General features: G+C 41.3%; 23 protein-coding genes and 1 pseudogene. 4 read left to right on the top strand and 20 right to left on the bottom strand.

Annotated elements, in window-relative coordinates:
- Window positions 1-48: 48 nt before the first annotated feature.
- The 15 genes from J2S25_RS14485 to J2S25_RS14555 form a co-directional block, all read right to left on the bottom strand.
- Window positions 49-270 carry an aspartyl-phosphate phosphatase Spo0E family protein gene (locus J2S25_RS14485; RefSeq protein ID WP_044391658.1) on the bottom strand — a complete coding sequence of 74 codons (222 nt, stop codon included), beginning with the start codon at window positions 268-270 and terminating at the stop codon, window positions 49-51.
- Complete coding sequence (locus J2S25_RS14490; RefSeq protein ID WP_044391659.1) at window positions 263-802, bottom strand: hypothetical protein; 540 nt, start codon at window positions 800-802, stop codon at window positions 263-265. Before J2S25_RS14490 ends, J2S25_RS14485 begins: the two co-directional genes overlap by 8 nt.
- 1 nt (window position 803) lies before the next feature.
- Window positions 804-1,559 carry an ABC transporter permease gene (locus J2S25_RS14495; protein WP_307192235.1) on the bottom strand — a complete coding sequence of 252 codons (756 nt, stop codon included), beginning with the start codon at window positions 1,557-1,559 and terminating at the stop codon, window positions 804-806.
- Window positions 1,559-2,317, bottom strand: a complete 759-nt coding sequence (locus J2S25_RS14500) for an ABC transporter ATP-binding protein (protein WP_052806953.1) — start codon at window positions 2,315-2,317, stop codon at window positions 1,559-1,561. Before J2S25_RS14500 ends, J2S25_RS14495 begins: the two co-directional genes overlap by 1 nt.
- Before the next feature lie 628 nt (window positions 2,318-2,945).
- On the bottom strand, window positions 2,946-3,755 hold the full coding sequence (locus J2S25_RS14505; protein WP_307192258.1) for an undecaprenyl-diphosphate phosphatase: 810 nt from the start codon (window positions 3,753-3,755) through the stop codon (window positions 2,946-2,948).
- A gap of 27 nt (window positions 3,756-3,782) precedes the next feature.
- Entirely contained in the window at window positions 3,783-4,400 is a 618-nt protein-coding gene (locus tag J2S25_RS14510; RefSeq protein ID WP_044391661.1) for a DedA family protein, read from the bottom strand.
- A gap of 193 nt (window positions 4,401-4,593) precedes the next feature.
- Window positions 4,594-5,244, bottom strand: coding sequence for a phosphatase PAP2 family protein (locus J2S25_RS14515; protein WP_307192236.1), 651 nt, complete (start codon window positions 5,242-5,244; stop codon window positions 4,594-4,596).
- A gap of 181 nt (window positions 5,245-5,425) precedes the next feature.
- Window positions 5,426-6,316: an acyl-ACP desaturase gene (locus tag J2S25_RS14520; protein ID WP_044391664.1), complete on the bottom strand. Its 891-nt coding sequence runs from the start codon at window positions 6,314-6,316 to the stop codon at window positions 5,426-5,428.
- Window positions 6,317-7,159: 843 nt separating this feature from the next.
- A complete protein-coding gene (locus tag J2S25_RS14525) occupies window positions 7,160-8,155 on the bottom strand; it encodes a histidinol phosphate phosphatase domain-containing protein (protein WP_307192237.1) in 996 nt (331 codons plus the stop codon).
- A complete protein-coding gene (locus tag J2S25_RS14530; RefSeq protein WP_307192238.1) occupies window positions 8,127-8,942 on the bottom strand; it encodes a DeoR/GlpR family DNA-binding transcription regulator in 816 nt (271 codons plus the stop codon). Before J2S25_RS14530 ends, J2S25_RS14525 begins: the two co-directional genes overlap by 29 nt.
- Before the next feature lie 31 nt (window positions 8,943-8,973).
- Window positions 8,974-9,990 carry an ABC transporter ATP-binding protein gene (locus tag J2S25_RS14535; protein ID WP_307192239.1) on the bottom strand — a complete coding sequence of 339 codons (1,017 nt, stop codon included), beginning with the start codon at window positions 9,988-9,990 and terminating at the stop codon, window positions 8,974-8,976.
- Complete coding sequence (locus J2S25_RS14540) at window positions 9,987-10,877, bottom strand: ABC transporter permease (RefSeq protein ID WP_044391671.1); 891 nt, start codon at window positions 10,875-10,877, stop codon at window positions 9,987-9,989. The genes J2S25_RS14535 and J2S25_RS14540 overlap by 4 nt, the downstream gene beginning before the upstream one ends.
- The gene (locus J2S25_RS14545) at window positions 10,874-11,722 is read right to left on the bottom strand and encodes an ABC transporter permease (RefSeq protein ID WP_241768422.1); all 849 of its coding nucleotides are present in this window, start codon (window positions 11,720-11,722) and stop codon (window positions 10,874-10,876) included. Before J2S25_RS14545 ends, J2S25_RS14540 begins: the two co-directional genes overlap by 4 nt.
- A complete protein-coding gene (locus J2S25_RS14550; RefSeq protein ID WP_307192240.1) occupies window positions 11,700-12,557 on the bottom strand; it encodes an alkaline phosphatase family protein in 858 nt (285 codons plus the stop codon). The genes J2S25_RS14545 and J2S25_RS14550 overlap by 23 nt, the downstream gene beginning before the upstream one ends.
- The gene (locus J2S25_RS14555) at window positions 12,547-13,638 is read right to left on the bottom strand and encodes an ABC transporter substrate-binding protein (protein WP_307192241.1); all 1,092 of its coding nucleotides are present in this window, start codon (window positions 13,636-13,638) and stop codon (window positions 12,547-12,549) included. Before J2S25_RS14555 ends, J2S25_RS14550 begins: the two co-directional genes overlap by 11 nt.
- Before the next feature lie 676 nt (window positions 13,639-14,314).
- Between J2S25_RS14555 and J2S25_RS14560 the strand changes: the two genes are divergently transcribed.
- A complete protein-coding gene (locus J2S25_RS14560) occupies window positions 14,315-14,944 on the top strand; it encodes a TetR/AcrR family transcriptional regulator (protein ID WP_044391677.1) in 630 nt (209 codons plus the stop codon).
- Window positions 14,941-15,351 (top strand): Spx/MgsR family RNA polymerase-binding regulatory protein, encoded by a 411-nt coding sequence (locus J2S25_RS14565; protein ID WP_044391678.1) that lies wholly within the window; start codon window positions 14,941-14,943, stop codon window positions 15,349-15,351. Before J2S25_RS14560 ends, J2S25_RS14565 begins: the two co-directional genes overlap by 4 nt.
- Window positions 15,352-15,501: 150 nt before the next feature.
- Here J2S25_RS14565 and J2S25_RS14570 read toward each other — a convergent pair whose 3' ends face one another.
- Together J2S25_RS14570 and J2S25_RS14575 are read right to left on the bottom strand one after the other, a co-directional pair.
- A complete protein-coding gene (locus J2S25_RS14570) occupies window positions 15,502-16,065 on the bottom strand; it encodes a Uma2 family endonuclease (RefSeq protein ID WP_307192242.1) in 564 nt (187 codons plus the stop codon).
- Window positions 16,066-16,290: 225 nt separating this feature from the next.
- Entirely contained in the window at window positions 16,291-17,277 is a 987-nt protein-coding gene (locus J2S25_RS14575) for a c-type cytochrome (protein WP_052806954.1), read from the bottom strand.
- 104 nt (window positions 17,278-17,381) lie between these two features.
- Here J2S25_RS14575 and J2S25_RS14580 point away from each other — a divergent pair.
- Window positions 17,382-17,582 (top strand): annotated as a pseudogene (locus tag J2S25_RS14580) (PadR family transcriptional regulator); the annotation flags it as partial.
- An 11-nt stretch (window positions 17,583-17,593) separates the two neighbouring features.
- Window positions 17,594-18,019, top strand: coding sequence for a hypothetical protein (locus J2S25_RS14585; RefSeq protein ID WP_084221719.1), 426 nt, complete (start codon window positions 17,594-17,596; stop codon window positions 18,017-18,019).
- Window positions 18,020-18,187: 168 nt separating this feature from the next.
- On the opposite strand, the gene J2S25_RS14590 is transcribed toward J2S25_RS14585, so the two are convergent.
- From J2S25_RS14590 to J2S25_RS14600, 3 genes are all read right to left on the bottom strand, one after another.
- Window positions 18,188-18,889 (bottom strand): SurA N-terminal domain-containing protein, encoded by a 702-nt coding sequence (locus J2S25_RS14590; RefSeq protein WP_307192243.1) that lies wholly within the window; start codon window positions 18,887-18,889, stop codon window positions 18,188-18,190.
- A gap of 182 nt (window positions 18,890-19,071) precedes the next feature.
- Window positions 19,072-20,082, bottom strand: coding sequence for a DUF3231 family protein (locus J2S25_RS14595; RefSeq protein ID WP_307192244.1), 1,011 nt, complete (start codon window positions 20,080-20,082; stop codon window positions 19,072-19,074).
- Window positions 20,083-20,215: 133 nt separating this feature from the next.
- On the bottom strand, window positions 20,216-20,434 hold the full coding sequence (locus tag J2S25_RS14600) for a hypothetical protein (RefSeq protein ID WP_044391683.1): 219 nt from the start codon (window positions 20,432-20,434) through the stop codon (window positions 20,216-20,218).
- Between the last annotated feature and the right edge of the window lie 201 nt (window positions 20,435-20,635).

Raw genomic sequence — 20,635 nt, forward strand, 5'->3', positions numbered from 1 at the left:
TCTTAGGCTTCCACCATGAAGTAAGTCTGAATGGAATTTAAAATTAACTTAATCTTTAGGTGAAAAAATTTTCATTTTTTGTTTTTTCTTCATAAGCTGATGGATGATGATGTCTAACTCTTCACTTATTTGCAGCGCCTCTTTGCTTCTTAACCCGTATTTCTGTACTGCGTCGTTTAACTTCTGTTGCGTTTCTGCCATCCGTTTTTCGATTGTATCTTCTCGTACGCTTTTCTCTTTTCCCAGAGACTTTCCTTCTTTCTTAAGCAATTCTCCTCTTTTTCGTTTTTCTAAAATTCATCCCCACCAAAATCAAAATGAGTAGTGGTGTTCCGATTGATACAACTTGTATAATCGTCGGATTTATTTTTGTATTCCCCATAATTTCAATAGGAATTCCATTGCTTGAATAGACATCGAAACTATGAGCACTTGTAGCTGTTACGTATAAATAATAATTACTCGTATAGACGAAGCGAATGGGGAGCGAGATTTCCTTTGTTTCGCCTGGTTTTAATTCTTTCACTTGCTGCGGTTGATCTGCACTGTAGTCTTCTAGATTAACCGTCCATTTTTTGCCCATATCGGCCATTGTGATATAGACGACCATATCTTTTATCGATTGGCTCGTATGGTTCGTAATTTGTGCTTTCACGGTTGTTTCTTTCCCTGGGTAATCTTTCACCTGCTGAGGAGAGATTACTTTCACCTCTACATTTGGTTGTGCCATCGCCATTGCACTTTGCCCAGTTATGACAAATCCCAGAAGGATCGCCAGAACGATTCCTGCTTTTTTTAACAAATTACTCCCCTCCTAAAAAGTCCATTTTTTTACTTGCATAGAATAAGCAAATGATCGAAATGACCAAGAAACCCAAAACAGGCAGGCTATCCAGAAAAATCGTCAAGAAACTTAATTTATTTACGAGCCAATCCTTTAAAGTCAGCATACTTGCGGAAACAGGACTCGACAGATCGATTACATGGGCAAAGCCTGATTTCTTCATTGTTGTCGACAGAAACATCGGGATCGCGGTGACCAGAAACAGAATGATCGACAGCAGCGTTGCATTTTTACTTGAAGAAATCCATGTGGAAAACGCTAATGACAGCAGTGAAAAACTGATAACTAGCGGCAATCCAATTAGATACAAATAGGCTAAAATTGTAGGCAGCATATTCGTTCCATATGTCAAGGCATAGAAATAGGGCAGCGAGATTGCAGAGATGATCAACCAAAATACCAAAATACCAATTACCTTAGAAAGGATTATTTTTACCTTAGATAAAGGGGTTAATAATAGACTTTCTAACGTTCCCTGCTCTCTTTCCCCAGAAACCATGGTTGATCCTAATATAATAGAGACTAAAATACTGATCCCAATCAACGCTTTCATAAAAGTCATGTTTACTTCGACTTGAGCGAGTAAACTTAGTTCCTTCACCGAGACGAAACTATAGGTCAACCCACTGAAAAGAATGGCAATGGCAAAGAAAATCCAAACGCCTTTTCGGGAAAAGACATGCTCCCTTATTTCCTTTTTTATTAAACTGGACATTAGATGTTCCCCCCAACTTCATCCGTTGTTAAACTGAAGAAGATATCCTCTAATGTAGGATTCTCATTCTTTAAAATTAAGCGATAGCCATCGATTAATTCTTCTAAATACCCTTCTTCCAGCAGTTTTCCTTGTTTGACTATCGCTACACGATTGCAAATTTCTGAGATTTCTTTTAATAAATGGGAAGTGATAAAAACAGTTACATTTTGTTCTTGATTTAATCTTGTAATAATCGATTGAATATCCTTTTGCCCTTGTGGATCCAGACCTAATGTTGGCTCATCCAGAAAGATAATCGATGGTTCGTGGACAATCGTTTTCGCAATCCCGATCCGCTGCCGCATCCCTCGAGAATATTGCCCAATTAGAATATCTGCTTTCCCGGCCATTCCCACCCAGTCAAGAACCTCTTCCACCCTTGACTTCCTCCGTGTCTTTTCAACGCCATAAAGTTCAGCAAATAAGTGTAAATACTCTCGGCCGGTCATCCAATTATAGTAACCATGAGATTCCGGCAAAACCCCAATCAATTTGCTTACTGATCCATTTTCACTTTTCACGACTTTTCCTTCAATGGTTACCGATCCATTACTAGGTTCTATTAACCCATTTAACATGCGAATGGTCGTCGTTTTCCCTGCTCCATTTGGGCCAAGGAATCCATAAATATCCCCTTTATTCACTTGAAGATTCAAAGAGTCAACAGCGACAAAGCCATTGTCATATTGTTTTGTTAAGTTTGTTGCCTTAATCATTCCAAACCCTCCTCGTATACCAACTTTTTAAGTACAGATATACAATAGAGAATGACTATGAATCTCTCCCGAAGATTAAAAAAACACAAATTAAAATTTCCATGAAAAATTTTTCATAATTGAAACAAACGGTGGATGAAATCAATATGGGGAACTAAATAGAAGGAATTGTAAAAAACTTATAAACGAACGCAAAGCCTGTCAAAACCTGTCCGAAGTTGACGCTTGTTTGGACTACTTTTTGCCTTTTCCTGCAAAACCTGTCCGAAGTTGGCTCCTGTTCGGACTACTTTTCTCCTTTTCCCCCAAAACCTGTCCGAAGTTGGCTCCTGTTCGGACTGCTTTTCTCCTTTTCACCAAAAACCTGTCCGAAGTTGACGCTAGTTCGGACTGCTTTTCGCCTTTTTCCCCAAAACCTGTCCGAAGTTGGCTCCTGTTCGGACCCATTCGGTAACCGAGTGGAAATGATTCAAGCCATTTAATAGTCACAAAAAGCTTAGGGATATCCCTAAGCTTTTTGTATGTGATTGATATGATGAATTTATTTGTGAATTGCACTAAGAAACGATTCTTGTGATCGTTGACTTTTTGTACCACCTCACAAGTAATCCAGTGGTGTGTCTGTTATTTACCCAAATAGAACGACTGCGGTTCCGACGACAAAGCAATAGATGGAAAAGTATCCTAGTTTTCCTTGTTTCATAATATTTATAAACCACTTTAATGAAAAATAGGAAGCAATTAACGAGGCAATAAAGGCTAGTGTATAGGGAAGAAAGAGTTCTCCTATTCTTGGGTCGTGAATTAAATCGGAAAGCGACAGGATCATCCCGCCTACACTAACAGGTATATAAAGGAAAAAGGAAAATCTAAGAGCAGTCTCCCGTTTGGTTCCTAGCGCCATGGCGGATACGATGGTTGCACCTGACCGGCTGATACCCGGAATTAATGCCACAGCTTGAGATAAACCAATAAGAATCGAATCTTTGAGTGTTAATTCGCCATCATCTTTCCTACCCTTCAGATTTCGAATGAACCAAAGGGCAATACCGGTTATGATTAAAGTGAAGCCAATGACCTTTACACCTTTAAAAACAGCTGCAATTTTGTCTTGGAATAAAATGCCAATAATCCCGGCAGGTACCGTAGCAACGATCAGATACACAACAAAATAAAAATCTTTTTTCATGCTTTCTGTTTTATCCGAAGCGAACAAATACGAAACACTATTGGTTGTTAATTGAATCAAGTCCGCCCGGTAAATGTACAATACAGCGAGTAACGAAGCAAAATTGACCAGCACTTCAAAGCTTAATCCTGAAATTTGCAAGCCAAAAAAATGCTCAAATAATACTAAATGTCCACTTGAAGAGACAGGAATTGGCTCCGTTATTCCCTGAACGAATCCCAAAAACACATATTTCACTAGTTCAATCATATTCACTGAATCCACTTACATTCACTCCTAATCGTTGCTGTTCTTCGTTTTCTTTTTTATATACATCACTACTAAAATTAGGAACAGCACAGCGAGGATTGCATAGGCAATATTTGAATAGATGTTCATATAATTGACAATATCATGCCAGGATGAACCAACAGCTGCACCCACTTGAACCAAAACGATATTCCAAATCATTGTTCCCACTGTTGTAAGTAGGAAAAACAGCCAAAAATTCATCCGTGCCATACCTGCTGGAATCGAGATTAAACTTCGAATTAGCGGGATAAATCTGCAAAAGAAAACCGTCCAAACGCCATACCGGTCAAACCAAGATTGCGCCTTATAAAGATCTTTTCTGGTAAGACGCAAAAAATGGCCCCATTTGTCGACGATTTTTTCGAGTCGATTAACATTAATCAGCATGCCAATAGCATATAGAACAACTGCCCCTGCTACTGATCCTATAGTCGAGGCAATCACGACTCCTAGAACACTCATACTTGTGGTCGTGGTCATGAAACCGCCGAAAGTAAGGATGACCTCAGATGGGATCGGAGGAAAGATGTTTTCCAGCATTATTAAGAGAAAAATCCCAAAATACCCATAATTATTCATAATATCGATGATCCAATTTTCCATAAAATTCTCCTTTTGTAAAAAATTAAGATAATCCTAAAACAAATTCCTCTATTAAAGTACCAAAAACGGATGAAAACATTATGTTACGATCATTAAAATTTTTTCATAAAAAATTCTGCGCCTACTTATTTGGAAAAGCATTTATCTATCCTTTGCCATCCTACCATGAATTTCACAACAAATCACTTTTTTATTAGGAACTTTTTTCCCATTGTCTTTCTTTGTACGATTGGAAGAACCATATCGCTACCGTTAGCCATGCCGCACTAGCAAAGTAACCTCCGATAATATCGCTCGGATAGTGTACCCCCAGATAAATGCGGCTCATCCCTATAAAAAGAATAAACATACTGCTTCCTATAATAAGGCTAATTCGTCCGATAGATTTCGGGATATGCCGCCAAAAAACAAACGTTAAAATACCATAAACTGCAAAAGCGCTCATAGCATGTCCGCTTGGAAAACTATACCCGCCAACATCAATTAACAAATGAATGTCTGGCCGCGCACGATGAAACAGGAGTTTTAACAGCAAATTAATGACTTGTGTTCCGACGATAACTGCTGCTACCAAAAAAATTTCGGTCCGGGATTTCAGGACCCTGTAAAAAATAAAAGACACGATAAGAAATATCACCAATACAACAGGGAACGAACCGATAAACGTAAATAACTTCATGATCGAAGTAAGTGCAGGTGTTTCAAAACCCCGGATAAAGGAAATCAACGCTTGATCAAATTCAGCTACCTTACCAACGCTAATTAGAACCGCGATAAAACTAAACCCAATTAGGGAAATAAACCCTATGACAAGAGCGCTAATTACATGCCCTTTTTCTTTCATCCAATTAACTCCTTTCATGATAAAGTAAAATTCTGTTTTCATATTATCAAGAGTAACAATGGAGAATGAAAATTTAAAGATGGAAGGGTTAAAAAATTTTCACAATCTTTTCTTGTATCCCACTTCCAACACTATTATCGCCACTGCAAAAAACCAGCGGAGCACCCCGCTGGTTTCCTGCTCATTTTGTTCTATAAAACCGGTCTCTTACCTTTTTTAAGCGCGCATGATACCTCAAGATCTCCAGTCTTGCTTTTTCCGCTTCCGGAGCAATCGGACGCAGCTTTTCAATTTCCCAGTAGTCCACAATGACATCAAGCACTTGGTCAAAATACTCGAGTGGTCCATAGTTGGCTTCCTTGGCAATAATAGCCATCCGATCTTCAAAATCAGGCATGATCGCGCCTGGCATTTTGAAATTCATGATCACATGCCCGAGGTGATAACAGTAATTCGGCTCCAATTGCAGATGATATTTAACGACATCGCGGTAAAAAGCGTAATGCAAAGTTTCGTCTTTTGCCAGGCGCCGCAGCAGGCTTGATAAATCCCGATCGTCAGGACCTGCTACCTTTGCGACATTATTATAAAATACCATCGTCGCCAGCTCCTGCAAAGAGGTATACACCATCGTTTCAAATGGCGTGTGGAAATCTGGATTCCAGCCATTTTCAACGGTTTGCTTATGCAGCTGGTGGAGGCGGTCAGGATTGACATTCCTAGTGATTAATAGATAGGTTTCCAGCAGGTTTGAATGCTGGTCCTCTTCTGCTGTCCAGGTGTGTACAAAATCTTTGATGACCGTTAAAGAACCTTTGAATGTCTGGTCTAAATAAGAGGTAAACCACGGCAAATTCACTTCTGTTAGGAGAGCAGTTTCCACGGCAGTGATCACAGAGGCAGGTAATGTCACCTGGCTTTCATCCCATGGAACACGTCTGAAGTCCTGCGCCTTATCCCAAGGCAGAAATTCATGGTAACCCCAGTCGATTTTTTCCGCTCTCTGCTTATGTTCTTCATATAACTCCCTGACCTTTGGTTCAAGTCTGAAATCTAAGTGGTTAGTTAGCAAAATACACCCTCCATGAGAATAAAGTTTGTTGTCTTTTCGTTTTTATAACTAACTTATAGTACCTGTTACTAATTTCATTCTACCATATTACCACTATAGAAAACTAAGAAAAGGGATTCCGTTAAAGCATTTTAATGGTTCTAGTCAAAATAAGAAGTAAGAAAAACCGGGTAAACTGCGCCCGGTCTTTTTTGGGTTTGGCTGATAATCGATTTCCACTCCAGACACTCGCTTTCCGCGGGGCGTCAGGTGAGCCTCCTCGTCGCTTTGCTCAAACCTATTCCGATCGCAACCGAGCCTATCACCATCCAAATAAATAATTTCACCCCAAACCCTCACAGGATCGTTTTTTTGGTAAGAACTTAGAACCTGTCAAAATAACGGGGCTTTCTTGACAACTTCCCACTCTACAACCTCAAACCTGTCTAAATAACGGGGCTTTCTTGACAACTTTTCGCTCCAAGCACCCAAACCTGTCAAAATAACGGGGCTTTCTTGACAACTTTTCGCTCTACACCCACAAACCTGTCAAAATAACGGAGGTTTCTTGACAACTTTTTACTCTACAACCTCAAACCTGTCAAAATAAATTTGTCTAGCATTTGCACATAGCCTAACGCTTAGGCAAGCCGTTTGCCGCTGACTCCTCGAGACGTTTTTCGCCTTCGTACCTATCAACAAAAAAGATTCGTTTAAGAATATTTGGCTCCATGTCTCGATTTTCCCGCAATTACAAAAAAGGGTAAACAAATAAATTCTGATATTAGAAAAAAAGGCTAGCGAAATCGCTATCCTTTTTTGTATCCAGCACTTTTCTATTCTCCTTGCGGAATCGTCTGCACCTTATAGTGGTTTCATGACTCTTTTTCTTTTTTCGAAAGTGGCAATTTCGGTTATCCCCTTTTCCATCAGCATGGTTTTGATTTGATCGGAGTAAATGCCGAGATCGTTTGGAAAATGTGAATCAGAAGACATCGTGAAGCATACACCTTCTTTGACCAGGACATCAAAAAACTGGGGGCTTGGGCACATTTCCTTGACGGGGTAGCGATAATACAAGCCTGGATTGATTTCAGTCCCGACATTGTTTTCAACTAATGCCTTCGCTACTCCTGTATACATTCCTAATAAGGACCCCTCGTTCGGTCGGTGTTTGAATACTTTCATATTATCAAGATGGGCAATAAAATCGAATAACCCGCTTTTTGCTGCCATTTTCACGGTTTCAAAATGACCTTCGTAGAGCTGGATTAAGTCGTGTTCGCGGAATTTTTCTTGAAGCTGGGGATTATCAAAGCCCCAGCCTTGATGAAAATGGACGGATCCGATTACATAGTCAAAGTCATATCCAGCCAACAGGGACTTGAGCTCTGCTTCACCGCCGACAAAATAGTCGGCTTCGATCCCCAGTTTCAATTGTACCCCTTTTGCTTTCCAGGCTTCTTTCTGGGAATGAATAAAACAGACAAATTCATCCAGGTTCCTGACCATCACCTTTTCCAGCCATTCCGCTTGTTTGACGCCAGTTTCACTTGATGATACATCCATGAACCTTCTGAAGTATGCTTCTGTTTCCTTAAATCGGTATAAATGATCGACTATCCCAACTTCTTTTATTCCCTTATTTAAAGCTTCCTGCAGATAAAGGTCCAGCCACCATTTGGACAATTCCCCTTCGGCTAACCTTCTGTTTATTTTTTCGATGCTTTCATATAGCCAGTCTTTAGAGTGCCGCAACTCTTTATTCGGTTCAAAACGCTCGATTGCCTGTAAACTTTTTTCCAAAAAGGAAAAAGAGTAAGGTCCTTCTTCAAGATGGATATGATAGTCTACCTTCATGATTTCCATCCTTTCTCGAGGATGGATCAACACTGATCCATTCATATCGATTCTGTTGCCAGTCAACTGGCTTTTCTTGATCGCAAATGATATAGGACAGGTTTGAAATCGGTGCTATTTCAAACAGGGATTTTTTATTCAGTTTTGAGGAATCTGTCAGGAGGACGGCTTCGCGGCTTCGCTTCATCATCATCTCTGATACGAGTGATTCCTCGATATCAAAGTCAAACACTGCCTCATGAGTCAGTCCACCACAAGAAAGGAAGCTTTTATTCAAATTAAATCTTCTTAATAATTCAACTGTGTACATTCCTTTAACCGATAGCTGATATGGATTCGTGACACCTGGAAGCATAATCACCTCCGCTGTAATCCTTCCTTCTTCAATTGCCAGATTAAATCGATTGGCTGCACTCAAGGAGTTTGTCACAATCGTCAGGCTATGCACATCTTCCAGCATATCTGCAATATGCACAGTAGTCGTGCCTACATCCACCCCAATCGTATCGCCATCTTGAATCATTCCTGCTGCAATTCTGGCAATTTGTTTCTTTTCTTCAAGATGAAGGGACAGCTTCCTGGCATACACCATCTCTTTCTCCCCTGAGCTGAAAGCTACCGCTCCACCGTGAACCCGACTGACTTTTTCATTCATTTCGAGTTCGGCTAAATCCCTGCGAATGGTTTCCGGCGTTACTTCCAGACAGCTCGCCAATTCTGTCACCCACACTCTTTCCTGTTTTTGCAATTGTTCTAATATAAAGTAATGACGCTGATTTTTATTCATTTCCCTGCCCTCTATCCATCTGTCATTTCTGTTATCCCTCTATTGCGACTATATGATCCCGATGAATATACAATTCTGCATCTTGGTCCAGTTCCCTTTTCTCTAAGTCACGATTTAACAAATCAACTGTTAGTTTCACTGAACCGCTATTGTAGTAACAGCGAATGGTACTTCCCAATGTAATCGTGTGCTCAAGCTTTCCGTGAAAGCGGATCGCTTCTTCGCCCGGAATTGGTTCAAGACGAATCGTTTCACTGCGGATTGCATATTTGTTATTTATACGTTTCGGTGAAAAAGCGGAATCCAACTGCTTCAGCTCATCAGCTGACAAAATATTATAATTCCCGATAAAGGTTGCGACAAACTTGCTTTTCGGCTTGGCATACAGTTCAGAAGGGCTCGCCTGCTGAACGATTTCCCCTTCACTCATGACGAAAATTCGGTCTGATAAAATCATTGCTTCTTCCTGATCATGCGTCACAAAAATCATCGTGATTCCAAGCTTTTTCTGCAGCGCTCGAATATCCATCTGCAGCTGTTTTCTGATTTTCGCATCTAAAGCACTTAAAGGTTCATCTAATAATAACACTTTAGGCTCGATTACTAGGGAACGCGCTAGCGAAACTCGCTGCTGCTGTCCGCCGGATAATTGTTCAGGATAATAATCTGCTTTGTCTTCTAAATTCACCAATTGCAAGACAGCGTTCACTTTTTCCTTGATGACTGATTTGGACAATTTTTTAACCGATAAGCCAAAGGCGATGTTCTCAAAGACGGTCATATTAGGAAATAATGCGTATGATTGAAACACCATCCCTACATTCCGGTCCCTTGGCGCCCGTTCGCTGATTTCCTCTCCGTCCAAATATATTTCTCCCTCCTGAAACGTCTCTAGACCAGCTAGTACACGAAGCAGTGTGGATTTCCCGCAACCACTTGGCCCGAGTAAGGTAATCAATTCTCCTTTTTCAATCGTAAGGGAAATATCTTTCAAAACTTTGCTATCCCCATAGCTAAGAGATACATGATCGATGGCGATAAAGTTCATATTCTCTGCCTCTTTTCTTTTTTGACTCCGATTTTTAAAATAGACACAGATTCTGCAATCGATATTCTGTTCCCAAGAATTTGATGGCGTTTCGATTTCTTTGGCCCTCTTCTATCCGGAGAAGTTAAATACGTAATCACCAGGCTGATCCCAATTAACAGGAGAAAATAAGCGACCATTATCGAGCTTGCCAGGTGGCCGTTCTCATTCATCCTTCTCAGCATATAAATTCTGATTGTTTCATAACGGCCGCCAATCAATAGGTTGGTAAGAACAAATTCGCCAAAAAAGCCGGAAAAGATCAATAAAGTTGTAATCAGCAAGCCAAGCCGTATGTTCGGCAAGATGATTCTGATGAAGGATGTCAATCGGGTGGCCCCAAGAATTTCGGCAGCCTCGATTAATTTTTTCGTTTGGATGCTCTCCAGACTATTGCGGATCCCCTGGTACATAAAGGGCAATGAACCAATAAACAAAGCGCCTACTAGCACCAAATACATCGGAATCACGGTACCGGAATACATCCTGAGCAGTCCCGTAGCTAAAATAACCCCGGGTATCGCATATGGCATGAGAACGAGCCCTTTCATGAATTGATCCACCTTCGGGAAGGACGTATATACGAGAAACACGGTTGGCACCATCACAACGAGAACAACAGCCAATGACGTGAACGTTAAGGCAAAAGACCGGATGACAGCGGCAGCGAAATTTGGATCCTCTATCAGCTGAATAAACCATTTAAAAGTAAAATCATTCGGCAGCATCGTGTTCGACCACTTTGTCGATGTCGCGTAAAAGAAAGTGGAGACAAACGGGAAAAGCATATACAAACCAAATATGGCAAGGATTAGATAACTAGTGTAATGTGTTTTTTTTGCCTTCATGCCAAATCCCTCCTAACCTTCTTCAGCAGCATTTGGGAAAGGGCCAGAATTGCCATCATGATGGCCGCAAACAGGACGGCAAGCGTGCTGCCAATCACCGGCCGTGCATAGATATCGCCTGATACAAGAGCAGCTATCCGGATGGTGACCAGGTTAATATTACTGCCCGTCAAGGCATAAGCTGTTTCATATGTGCCCATGCCATTGGCAAACATAATAATGAAGGTTCCCGCAATACTTGGCATAATATTAGGTAGTCCAACCTTTCTCCAATACGTCACACTTGAAGCCCCCAGCATGTAAGCCGCTTCCTTCCATTCCTTTTTTATTTTTTTCAAGGAAGGATAGATAAAAAGAATCCCGAGCGGTATTTGGAAATACAAGTAGGTGATCGCTAATCCCTGCCATGAATAGAGCTTAAATTCGCCGAACAGCGGGAGGTTTGCCCTTTCGAGAAATAGCGTGAATACCCCTGAATTTCCAAGGAGGATGATAAAAGCAAACGCCAGCGGAACCCCGGCAAAATTCGCGGCCAGATTGATGTATACGGTCAGTTTATCCTGGAGCTTGTCCGGCAAATTGGTCATCGCGTAAGAGACAATGATCGCCAGTATAAGCCCAGCAATAGCGGAGAATCCAGAAATCAATCCGCTGTTCAGAAAGGACTGCGAATAGAAGGAATTGGTCAAGACTTCGAAATAATTGGCAAAGGTGAATCCTCCTGTGGTTTCGCTCGTAAAACTCGATTTCACCATGATCGCCAAAGGAATCACTAAAAACATCACGGTCATGAGAAAGAACGGCACCAGCAGCAATATCGTTTTACGCGATTGTTTCCTTTTCAAGTGAATCCTCCTCGTTTTTCAACACGCCCCAGTCTAGTTCCTGCATCTTATGCCCCTTTTCAATTCCGAGCATGCTGCAGACAAGCGGAGCTAATTGAAGCTGTTCGACTTCTTTCGAACCAGTATGTGCTCTGATACAATCTGAAAATAGGAATAACGGAACCTCTCGATGTTCCGGCATCGTACCGCCGTGATTCCCGAAATCATCCATTCCATGATCGGAGGTGACGATCAGTTGATAACCCATTTCCTTCCAAATCGGTAGGTAGATTCCTAATATCGTATCGATGCGATTGACCGCTTGACGGTATTGAATCGAATTTCCGCCGTGCTTGTGTCCTTCATCGTCAATATTCATCGAATGCACATACATAAAGTCAGGCTTGTAGGTATGAATGATATGATGAGCATCCTGAAACAGATGTGAATCTGGATAGGTATCATCCGAATAAAAGATCCCATGCTGGATATTCCGGTCCTCATCGTGCTGAATCCGATCCTCAAGCATCGAATACGGCGCCCGATTGTACAGCTCACTTACCCAGTGGTAAGCAGCAGCGCCCGTTTTCATCCCAGCTTCTTTTGCCAGGGAAAAAACACTTTGCTCTTTCGACCTTTGAACGGAATAATTGGTAAAGATTCCAGTTTCATAGGTGGGGACACCTGTCAGCAATACTTCATATAGAGGCCTCGAATTACTAGGCGTTTCAGAGCGCACCTTAAATCGGCTGGCCAATCCTTTTTCCACGAAGTGATTTAAAAATCCTAATTGCTGGATGGCAATGTCGTAACGACAGCCATCCAATGTAATCATGATCACTTTATTATTTGGCATTGACTAACACCTCTTGCTGCCATAACTGTGGTAGCTCAATGGCAGTTTGATCCCATGCACCGTAATCCTTCACTGGCTTTGCATTCTCATATGCCTTAGTTGGCAGCAGCTTAGCCTGAACCTCTTTCGGCAGCGCAACATCACGGATCGGACGGGCATATCCCTTTGCTAGATTAATTTGACCTTTATCTGATAAAATGTACTCTCTCGCTAACTTCGCTGCATTTGGATGCGGAGCATTTTTATTAATAACCGTTGTATATCCGCTTACCACTGACCCATCCGTTGGAATCGTTACTTCAAAGCGCTCAGGATCGATTTGATCACGATAATTCAACCCGTTAAAGTCCCAGATTATTGCTACATCGATTTCCCCTTTTTCTAAGTTCGCTACACTGACGTCCGCTGAAGTCAAGCGGCCGGCTTTGGCAATTCCCTTAAAATATTCTATTCCTGGTTGGATATTTTTTTCATCTCCGCCATTCGCAAGCGCTGCTGCCAGCACCCCAAACTGCGCCTGGGTCGCTTTCGTTACGTCTCCAGCTGAAATACTATAGTCTCCATTCGCAAGGTCTTTCCAAGAAGTTGGTGCTTTGTCTACATTTTGCTTATCTGTAATGAAAGCAATCGTACCTGTATAACTTAACAGCCAGTCACCGTTATCATCTTTGGCCCATTCAGGAATCTCATCCCAATAAGAAGTTTTGTATGGCATCGTCAATCCTTTCTTTTCTGCCAACGGCCCAAAGTTAATGCCGACATCGCCAATATCTGCTGTGCCATTCTTACCCTCTGATTCGAATTTCGCCAACTCTTCGGCACTTGACATGTCCGTATCAGTCTGCGTAATTCCGTATTCCGCTTCTATTCCGTTCCATGTATCAATCCAGTTCGCCCATGTATCCGGCATGCCTACAGTCGCGATCTCTCCTTCTGTTTTCGCTTTTTCTGTGATCGTGTCAACCGAATCCTTTTCATTCACATTTGAAGCAGTACTCTTTTCCCCGCTACTTCCACAGCCTGCTAACGCTAGCGAAATCATCCCTATTCCCACTGCTGCCTTAAATTTGGTCCATTTCATGATAATCTCTCCCTGTCTTTGTTTTATTCAGTCTATTGATCGATGATTTTGTACCTTTTTGGATATTCACAACACACCTTAGCGGAAACCTACACAGACTGCCTCCTTACGTTTGAAGTGAAAAGCTCGTAAGCAAACCTACTTGCTTTATGTTTGCTTTATGTTTGTTTACACCTATTAATCTACTAAACAAATATAAAGCAGACATTGATTGTTCATTAATGTTGCGTAAATGTTTGTTAAGGTTGTTTACATGAATAAAAAAGCCTGATTTCCCGATTATTCTCGAGAAACCAAGCTTTTTCACTATCCATTTAAGCTGGTGAAACATTAGTTTGAGGCATCCCTAAGCACTAGCGCCAATTTCCCCGAGTTTCCTATATTCACCAATAAAGACCAAAAATGCACCAATCACCAGAATTGCGGCACCAAGAACAATGATACTTTGGGTAGAATAGCTCTCCACTTGCGCACCTCCATAAATCATTCGCCCAATATCGTATTCTTTGCGCCTTAAGGTTGTGCAGGTCTGTTCATGAGACACATCAGATGCTCCTCTGCTCCAGCCGCTTTCTTAAGAAATATGATGTCGTCATTGACATATGACACAGTGTCATATATTATTTACTTATAAATATATGACATCGTGTCATACCGCTGAACAGAGGTGATGACTATGCCAAAGCAAACGTTTTTTAATTTGCCAGAGCAGAAAAGGAACATGCTTCTGAAAGCAGCTGAAATGGAGTTCACGCGGGTGCCCTTTTTCGAAGCTTCCATCGCGAATATCGTAAAAACTGCGGCTATATCAAGAGGCAGCTTTTACCAATATTTCGAAGATAAAGACGATTTATATTTCTATTTATTAGAAGATAAATTGAAAATGGCCAAAACCTATTTCAGCGTGCTATTGGAAAAACATCAGGGAGATTTAATCGAGGCTCTGATTGAATTGCAAAATTTCTTTTTACTCGCTTTATCGGATGAAGAAGAGAAGCAATTTTTAAAAAATGCCCTGCTGTACACGACACATAGAGTGGAAAGCTCCTTCGCAAGTATCTGGGATACCTATCTAGAACAAGAGGAATTCAAGAAGGTCGGAAAACTGATTGATCAAGACCTTTTGAATATCCATGCAGAAAAAGAATTGCTGCATATCTTCAAAATCGTTTCTGCAATCGCGTTTAACAACCTGATAGAAAAAACCGCAAAGGGTTTATCGGATGAAGAGGCAATCGAATCATTCAAACTTAGCATGAGTTTATTAAAACACGGAATCTACAATTCGGAGGTGCAGGATAAATGACTGTAACGATTTATGGATTAGGATGCAGGTCAACAAAGAAAGCAAGCAAATGGATGATCCATAACCAGGTCCCTTTCGTCGAAAGGAATATGATGGAGGAGCCTCTAACCGTCGGTGAACTTCAGGAACTATTGCGAATGACAACGGATGGTACCGATGACATTATTTCTAAGAGATCTCTTCCCTATAGGACTCTCGATATTGATTTCGACAAACTTTCCTTAATTGAGTTACTGGAAATTGTCCATCAACATCCACGGTTATTAAAAAGCCCGCTGATCGTGGACAACAAGAAGCTTCAAGTTGGCTATAACGAAGATGAAATCCAACAGTTCCTTCCAAGGAAGATTCGTAAGCGCCGCTGGCTGCAATGGAAAATGGAACACTTATACCCTTCGGAAGGTTAAGCTGGGAACTTTAACTTCAAGGGCAGCGTACAAATGGAAGAATTGGCTCAGCAGGATACAATGAAGAGGATAGCTCAAACGCTATCCTCTTATTGTATACACTAATTGTCTCGGCCTTCGCTTGTTCTAGCGGCACGAACTATCCAAAAATTATGCAAAGATTTTCTCTACATCAACATGGAAATCTTTCATGACAACCGACCTTATAATGCCTTTATCTTTAGCAATGTCATGCAATTTGAATGTAACCTTTTCATCTAAAACATACACTTGGATGGTATGGAGGAGCGGATTCACGATCCAATATTCCTTTACACCAAACTGCATGTAAAGGCTCAGTTTGAAAACCAGATCATGCGATTGATTCGAAGGACTAATAATCTCAATGATTAGTGAAGGAACTCCTACATATCTATTTTCCAGAAATCCTGTTTTGTCGCATATAATAGAAAGATCAGGGATGACAATCCTCGTGCCTTCCATATGATTACTCTTTAGCTCTACATCAAAGGGCGCTTGGAACACCTCGCAATCTGAACCATCAAGCAGATGGAACAACTGAGCATGTAAACGTCCTGAAATTCTTTGATGCTTCGTGGAAGGAGAAGGAGTCATAAAAACCATACCGTCAATATACTCCAGTAGCTGGTCAGAATCTTCTCTATATCGATAAAATTCATCCAGTGAAATATGTCGATCTTCTGGCAAGCTCATGATTTCATCCTCCCTGCTTTTTCATTTCATATATAATATATGCTCTATAAATGATGATTTTTATCAAGCTAACAACCGTTTTCTGATATCTGTCACATCACTTCCATAATACCACAAAATGACAAACAGAGACATAGGAACTAGACAGGTTTTTGAGCTCTTTTAGTCGGTCCCAATAAAAGAAGCAGCCAGGTGTGATTTTGCTCCTAGCTACTTCTTTTCGGATTAATCTGGCTGGATGACATTATCAATCTCAGACCAGTCAAAGGTTCCTGCACGAATCTTTTCGCGGCGCTCTTTGGTAATGATATCTGTCGGTCTGCCACCATTTGGCCAATCTTTATCATGGCCTTCCCAGACCGGGCGATCTTGGGATAGGATGAAGGCTGCCAGATTGGCTGCTTCCGGATCCGTTAAGGTACCACCGTTCGGCGGCATATTATTTTGAATATACCCCGCTATTTTTGACAATCTTCCCATTCCTGCCCCGTCATTGAAGGAGTTTTCTCCCCATAGAGCGGGTCCAACCGTCGCGCCCTTTCCTTCGCCATTTTGGCCGTGACAGGCGACACAGCCTTTTTCGGAATACAGTCTCTCGCCATCCTCGATTTTCGGCAGCGGGATTTCTTTCATTGTGTTCTGCATTCTCCATGGAAGCTCAGTTCCGACTTCAATTCCCTCTGAGATATAAGTCAAATAGGAAATCATCGCCCGCATCTCTTTGCTGTCATTAGGAAGCTTTTTCCCATTCATGCTTCGAACCATACAACCATTCACTCGATCCTCAAGTGTATAAACGACACCTTCCCTCGGCCGATATTGAGGGAATTGGGTGGTCACCCCTACCATCGAGGAAGACTTTGCAAGTCCTGCATCGGCATGGCAGCTGGAACAGGACAATTGATTCCCGATATACCCATCCAGGACCGTATCTGTTTCATGAAATACCTTTTGCCCATACGTAATATATTCAGTCATTGGATTTTTCGGATCGAGGTCGTCCATTGACGGCGGATTATAAGCAGAATCCCCGCCTTCATTTTCTCCCCCGCCCTTTTTACTGTCAGTGGCCTGTTCATTCGTCTTGCCATCGGTATTCTTGCTTTGACTCTCTTCCGGGTCCTTATTGGCATTATTATTGTCATTGCTGCAGGCTACAAATGAAAACACAAGTACCATCATCAAAAAGCTTACCCATATTACCTTCCGCATTTTTTCACCTCCTAAAAATAATCTCATATAGTAGCTTCTTAATTCTTCTGTAAAATTATTCGGCAACCAGCCTTCGAAAAGTTTTTAACCCTTGCATTACAAGATACCGTTTTAGCGAAAGGACGATCTATCCCCTGCTGTTGAGGATGCAAAAGGAAGGTCTCGTGAGCACAACGCTAAGAAAATCCACTGCCGGGCCAAAACGTAAATATTACTCATTGACGGCAAAAGGCGAACAAGAATTGGAACAATTTATCATCAGGTGGACGCAGCTGAGCGCCTCGGTAAACAATGTCTGGCGATAATCATTACTGGCATGAGCATTCTAATTTACGGCTTGTTCTTATTCAAGGTGTTGCCGAAATTCTTTCATTCTAAATGGGGCTATGTTATTTTTTCCGGTGTCTCTATAGCGGTAACCGGATTAATCGTGGTATTCCTGCTCTGGTATAAAGCACAGGAATTCGAACCCAGCTTTGTGGCATCACCCGCCCAGAACAACTGGATCATTGTCCTGTGTGCGGTTATTTTCATCGGTGCCGCACTTTACACCAAAACCTGGTTCACCGTCCTGATTCCTTTATTTATATCCATTGGTCCAATTGCCAACCGATTCATCCCGGAAGAAACACACAATGATTCACTGTACATCACGATCACAATCCTTACCTTTTTACTTGCATCCGCAGTATTAATCGCCATCTTCTTTTACCAGAGAAAAAAAGAGCAAAGGGAGATTTAAGATTTAACAAGGAGCTCAACTAAGTTAAGCTCCTTTTTGTCTTTTGTTAGAAAAACAACAAAGGCTACGATAGCGATAAGAGTTTTTGCTTTACTCATGACTCCCCCTCCTCTAATGACAACTTAAAAAGGGGATAGACTTTATGTCTATCCTCCGGAACTAACCTTCTTATGCCTTATGAATTTTCACTTTATCTTCATTGTCTTTGCGGATCTGCTCGACAAGCTTTGTGGTCTGTTCATCTTTCTTTTGTGCTAGGATTTGCTGTTCAAGCTCTGGTTTGATTTTATCCAGTTCTTCTGGCGTTTGCTTTTGACCTTCTGCTTGTTGTTTGTATTGATCATACATTGCCTGAATTTCTTCATCGGATGCTTCTACCTTACCAATCTTGCTGTCGAGGTACTGAATGACGGTCATTTGCTTTTTCAGTTGGGCCATCAGTTCTTTCTCAGTCAATTCATTTTGTTTCAATGCATCTTCATACTGTTTTTCGTCTGCGAAATTGGTTTTGATCTTTTCCAATTCTGCATCGAGTTCTTTTTGTTCAACGGATACACCATCCTTCTCAGCTGTCTGAAGAAGCAGCTCCGCATTAATCATTTGGTCCAATACAGACTGTTCAAGCTCGGCTAGCATCTTGCTATCCATTTGATCTGCCGTCATGCCCTGCTGTTCATATGTCGCTTTCATCGATTCCAGTTCTTTGTCATAGTCCTTTTTGGAAATATCCTTTCCATCTACTGTGGCAACTACATCACCTGTTGTTTCTTTTTCAGCATTCTGTTTTGTGCTATCATTATTGCTGCATGCGCCTAGAACCAGGACGGCAATGCTCAATAAAAGAATGCCAGGAAAAATTCGCTTCATCATTAATAAACTCCCCTTTCATTCAACATGTCCGTCATACTATCATATTTTTCTAAGAAATAGAAGTTTTTAGAGGAATTGTTATCAGATTGTAATATCCGAACAGCTTATAAATGGACCTGACGAAAACGTCCTGTGAACCACAATAGAAAGGGACCCAAAATTGATGGCCCCCCTTAACTACCTTACTTTTCCACTTTCATCAACTTGTCCCGATCCTCAAACATCGGAGGCTGCTCGAGCCAGCCTCTTTCAATAATCATCTGGGCTCCATCCTCAGAATAGGCTAAAGATCTTGCCAGAAAACCGCTATACAACACTCCAACATCTCTTCTCATGCTCATCGACAATGCCATTCCATAAGCAGCTATGCCCAATTGAGATAGAATGCCGACTACAAAAAGCATCAGCTGGTCAGAGTATGGCGCATCTGTTGAATCACTAACGATTGTATCCCAAGACATCGAGCTTGGGACATTGCTTTCCATCATCACATGTTGACTTCCTCTCAAAATTTTGTCAGAAAGCTGGACTCCTGAAAAAAAGTAAGCTTTTAAATCAGGATCCTGTGTTACTTGCGCAAAACCTGTTAAGGTGGATTTTCCGAGCTCATTATGAATGGAGGTCAAATAAAGATGATTGACCTCACTCCCTAAAAGCGGTCGTTTTTTTCCGAACAAGCCTGTCAAAAAATATTGCTTGTCCACAAAATCCACCTTCTTGGGATAGGTCATATAAGGGGGCCGAATGTAAATCCCTTTCTTCTTCATCATCATGATGATTTTGCGATTAAGGACTGCAGCCTGATTGTGGTATTTTTCAAAAAGCGCACGGATATCCTCCCTGGATGAAGTAGCTATAGCACTGGAATGGCTCGTCAAACCAAACTTACTCATATACTGCATGTACTCCATGTAAAAAATATCAGAAAAAAGGCGCGGAGCAGACAGATTCACGTGCTTTTCCACCGGAAATCCAACTGGTGTGACAATGCCCTCTTTCTGATAAAGTTCGCTAATGTCCTTTAAATGAGAATCCGCTATTTCAATCGTTAGTTCGAGAAGCGGTATTACTTCTGGATCATCAACCCTTTGAAGAAAATGAGTCAGTATACACTTAACGACATTATCGTTTATATATGTAGCCCATAGATTCGATATTTCCACGCAGGTTAAATGAATCTTTCGATCTTCCATCCAATCTCCTCCAGATAGTGCAGCATAGTTCCGTATGAAAATTCATTAAACAATTGACATTAATATTTGTCTAATTCATTCAAATTATGCAGATGGGATCAGGGGGAATTTAAAAAAGCATCCCGAAGGATACTCAAACATAAATTTTAAGTGGTTCCACACTAATTTTTAAAACAACTGTCGAAGGGTCATGGACGAGGTTTATTTTTTCTACCATATATTCTTTCTTGTTAATCGTAACGGTATTACTTGCTCTCAACGCTGCAATATAGTGCTCCCAATGCTTGACATTGTCACTTAAAAGGCATTTTTCTTTTAGATAATATTCCACCCTGTTCGGTGCACGATTCAACTTTCCCCCCTCCTCTCGTTAGAGTCAATGTGGGCATGTATTGGCTTGCGAAATAGTGACCGTGCCCTTTCCTGCAAAATCTCTATCTGTTTACATAAAGATAAAGAATCAGAAAGAGAATCAATCCAATCAGGAAAACTGAGCCAAGACTTGCACTGAACACGACATAAACCTTAGTGTGGAGGATGACATGAATAAGTA

This window comes from Mesobacillus stamsii, from assembly GCF_030814065.1.
Taxonomy (GTDB): Bacteria; Bacillota; Bacilli; order Bacillales; family Cytobacillaceae; genus Mesobacillus; species Mesobacillus stamsii.